The sequence below is a fragment of the Acetobacter cerevisiae genome (assembly GCF_001580535.1).
GTDB classification, from domain to species: domain Bacteria; phylum Pseudomonadota; class Alphaproteobacteria; order Acetobacterales; family Acetobacteraceae; genus Acetobacter; species Acetobacter cerevisiae.
The window spans coordinates 1-3,130 of sequence record NZ_LHZA01000056.1 but is presented as its reverse complement, the minus strand read 5'-3'; the positions used below and the strand labels follow the sequence as shown (position 1 = coordinate 3,130).

Annotated in this window: 3 protein-coding genes and 1 pseudogene; all 4 read left to right on the top strand. The window is 50.7% G+C overall.

Annotated features, from left to right (window positions below):
• The first annotated feature begins 138 nt into the window (after positions 1 to 138).
• Positions 139 to 792 carry a ParA family protein gene (locus AD928_RS00495; RefSeq protein WP_062247395.1) on the top strand — a complete coding sequence of 218 codons (654 nt, stop codon included), beginning with the start codon at positions 139 to 141 and terminating at the stop codon, positions 790 to 792.
• Positions 789 to 1,109 carry a hypothetical protein gene (locus tag AD928_RS14245; protein ID WP_198912719.1) on the top strand — a complete coding sequence of 107 codons (321 nt, stop codon included), beginning with the start codon at positions 789 to 791 and terminating at the stop codon, positions 1,107 to 1,109. The genes AD928_RS00495 and AD928_RS14245 overlap by 4 nt, the downstream gene beginning before the upstream one ends.
• The gene (locus tag AD928_RS00490) at positions 1,106 to 2,056 is read left to right on the top strand and encodes a replication initiator protein A (RefSeq protein WP_062247392.1); all 951 of its coding nucleotides are present in this window, start codon (positions 1,106 to 1,108) and stop codon (positions 2,054 to 2,056) included. The genes AD928_RS14245 and AD928_RS00490 overlap by 4 nt, the downstream gene beginning before the upstream one ends.
• Before the next feature lie 918 nt (positions 2,057 to 2,974).
• Positions 2,975 to 3,106, top strand: a pseudogene (locus AD928_RS00485) (transposase); the annotation flags it as partial.
• Positions 3,107 to 3,130: the final 24 nt, after the last annotated feature.

Genomic DNA, 3,130 nt, shown 5'->3' with positions numbered 1-3,130 from the left:
ATCAAACCCCGGGACTAAACACCTAGGATGCGATATAAATTCTAAGCGAATATGCAACTAAGCGACTATGCGATTAAAGTTGTTTGCTATTAAACGAATAAGCTATATAAAAAGCATAGTCGCTTAGTAGGAGACATCATGCAGACTTGGGCCGTGATTGCGCAGAAAGGTGGGCAGTCGAAAACAACGATTGCAACGGCTTTTGCTGTCGAAGCCGCCAGTGAAGGCGCAGCGGTTGTGATTCTTGATGCTGACGATCGGCAAGGATCAGCTCTCTATTGGTCTGAGAGACGAGAGGCTGATGACGTAATGGTGAAAGATAGCAGTGTTGCAGGATTGCCTTTGCATGTTTCGCGAGGACGTAAGAGTGGAAAGCTGGATCTCATCATCATTGATACGCCAGCAAACTCAAAAGACATTGCTATGTTGGCGGCAGAACAAGCTGACTTTGTAGTGATCCCAGTCGCTCCGCGTGGGTTGGATGTCCATTCTGTGCTGCAAACCATAAAGCAGGTTCAGCAAGCAGGAACACCTTTTGCTGTGATCCTCACCCAGGTTCCTTACCAAGGTTCAGAAGGGAAAGATGCTCGAGCGGGCTTCATCGCTAAAGGCGTCACTATGTTCGATACAGAACTTCATTTCCGTAAGGATTTTTATAGAGCAACACCGATTGGGAAAACTGCTGCCGAATTGGATCCAGATGGTAAGGCCGCAGCTGAACTACGCTCTGCTTATGCTGAGGCTAAGCGACTAAGCGGTTATGCGAATAAACCATTAAGCGAGATAGTATGATGGTGAAACCCAAGAAAGCATCGGCATTAGCCGGCATTTTTGAGGAAGAAAGTGCCCCTGTATCTCCGACGGTTGTAGTGGAAAATGTGCCTAAAGAGGCTACTACCCGATCACGTCTTGATGGGAACGCACCTTCGCCACGCAAGAAAAATAGTCATCCTGGGAAAAAACCGGTTTTGATCCATATCCCAGAGGATATGCACCGTACACTCCGTCAGTTGAGTGTAGAGGAAGGTGGAGAACCTTTGACGGTCATTACCGAGCGTTTATTGCGCCAATATCTGGTGCAGCGAGGGCACACTAGGTTTGCACCATGAGTAAACGGCGTGATCCGAACCCCGAGTTCGACTTTTTTATTCCGTTAATGAATGATCTTCCGTTGAAAGATCAGCGGGAAGTGATGGAGCGGCCATTTTTCTCACTTCAGAAACGTAAACGTCTTAAGCCAATTGAATATCGCAGTCCAAATGGCGAAGCATGGGTGAAAGTTGAAGCCATGCCAGCTTATGGCATGGCGACAATATGGGATGCCGACATTCTTGTGTGGGCTGCTTCCGTATTGAATCGGATGAAAGAGCAGGGGGCCAATGATCTTCCGCGAACGCTTACAACAACAACCTATGATTTGTTGCGCGGCATTCGACGGGGAACAGGAGGACGTGCTTATCAGGAATTGCAAGCTGCCCTTTCGCGTCTAGAAACAACATCCATCCGTACATCATTACGGGCACCTAAGCGCCGTAATGAGGCTCAGTTTGGATGGCTGGATGGATGGACGCTGGAAGTAGATCCAGACACAGATCAGCCGCGTGGAATGACGATCACCCTATCAAACTGGGTTTATGAAGGCATTGTAAGTGAGCGATCCTTGCTGACAATGCATCAGGATTATTTTCTTTTATCTGGTGGATTAGAGCGGGCCCTCTATCGGATCGCACGTAAACATGCTGGTCAGCAGAGAGGTGGGTGGATATGCCGTGTCGAGGTGCTGCATGAAAAAACAGGTAGCGATGCGCAGTCTAAAGAATTTAATCGTATGCTGCGGAAGATCATCGAAGCAGACCAACTTCCTGATTACACTATGTCGTTGACTCAGACTGTTGAAGGTACACCGGCAGTGATGTTTCAGTTGCGAGGTATTGAGGCAGCGACTGAGCTGCATAGGAAGCTCGAAAAAGAAAGAGAGCGCGTAGAAGCAGATCGTCGGCGTGCTGAAGAGGTGGATGGGTTGATGGATCGTTTGTCACGAGGGCGGCCTCGTTAAACTATCGTGGTTTCACCCACCCAATGAGTTCTCTCTGTAGTCAAAATGAGAGTTACTACGACTCGAAACCACTCAAGCTATAGGGAATGCTGCGTTTTCCTGTGGATAAGTATGGTCAACTGTCGTGGTTTCACCCACCCAAGCATCGTGGTTTCACCCACCCAAGCATCGTGGTTTCACCCACCCAAACACGTGGTTTCACCCACCACCCATAACCGTAACAGACTGTTATCAATCGTTTTTTCATAGTTTTTTTAGTGCTTAACTCTCTTAACTATATATTTTAACAAAATTCTTAACAAAAAAGGCACCGCCTCTTGGGGGCTCCGCCCCCGCCGGCTCGCGGCCTACGGCCGCCCCAATCGCACATAGCGCGATCTCCCCCCCCCCCGGCATCCCCCTGCTCGGCCCTTTGGGCCTGCACTGAACGGACACGCCTACGGCGCAAAGTCATGATCTGACGATGCGGAAACGCATCGTCTCTCCATCAGAGCACCTTCCTCATCCACGTTGGCGCCTTCGACGCCCTACGGGGCTCTCCCGTTCAGCGCTCACCCAACGCCTGCAACATCAGAAGAACCGGGCAAAACCATAAACTGCTCAAGACACATCGGAGTTCAGGCGATCATTCAGCAGCTCACGTGTCGCAACATGCCCGCTAGACGTCATAGGATGGCCGTACAGGCGTTCCCGTGTGTGGTGGCTGGTTTGGTGGGCAGTAACGGGAATTGCGCTTTGTGCGGCCTCCCAGGGCGCTCTGCGGGCCTTGCCGGGGATTGATAGGCTGGCCATTTCGGGGTCGGTACATAGAACGGGCACAGATATACGCTAAGGCTGGCTGCTGAGAGGGTAATCCCCCCATAAAAAGAGTGACTTTTGAATGAGAATTTTCTCAGCGTAAGAATTGAGGAGATTCTGATGAAGAGTGATCGCTTTACTGACGCCCAGATCATGGGTGTGATCCGTCAGGCTGAGGGCGGTGTCCCGGTTCCTGACCTGTGCCGGGAGCATGGGATTAGCAACGCCACGTTTTACCGGTGGCGCGCGAAATAGGGGTCGTTTGCGGGAGGGGGC

Coding starts and splice junctions, on each gene's coding strand:
- AD928_RS00495 (WP_062247395.1), top strand. CDS start 139: ATGCAGACTTGGGCCGTGATTGCGCAGAAAGGTGGGCAGTCGAAAACA.
- AD928_RS14245 (WP_198912719.1), top strand. CDS start 789: ATGATGGTGAAACCCAAGAAAGCATCGGCATTAGCCGGCATTTTTGAG.
- AD928_RS00490 (WP_062247392.1), top strand. CDS start 1,106: ATGAGTAAACGGCGTGATCCGAACCCCGAGTTCGACTTTTTTATTCCG.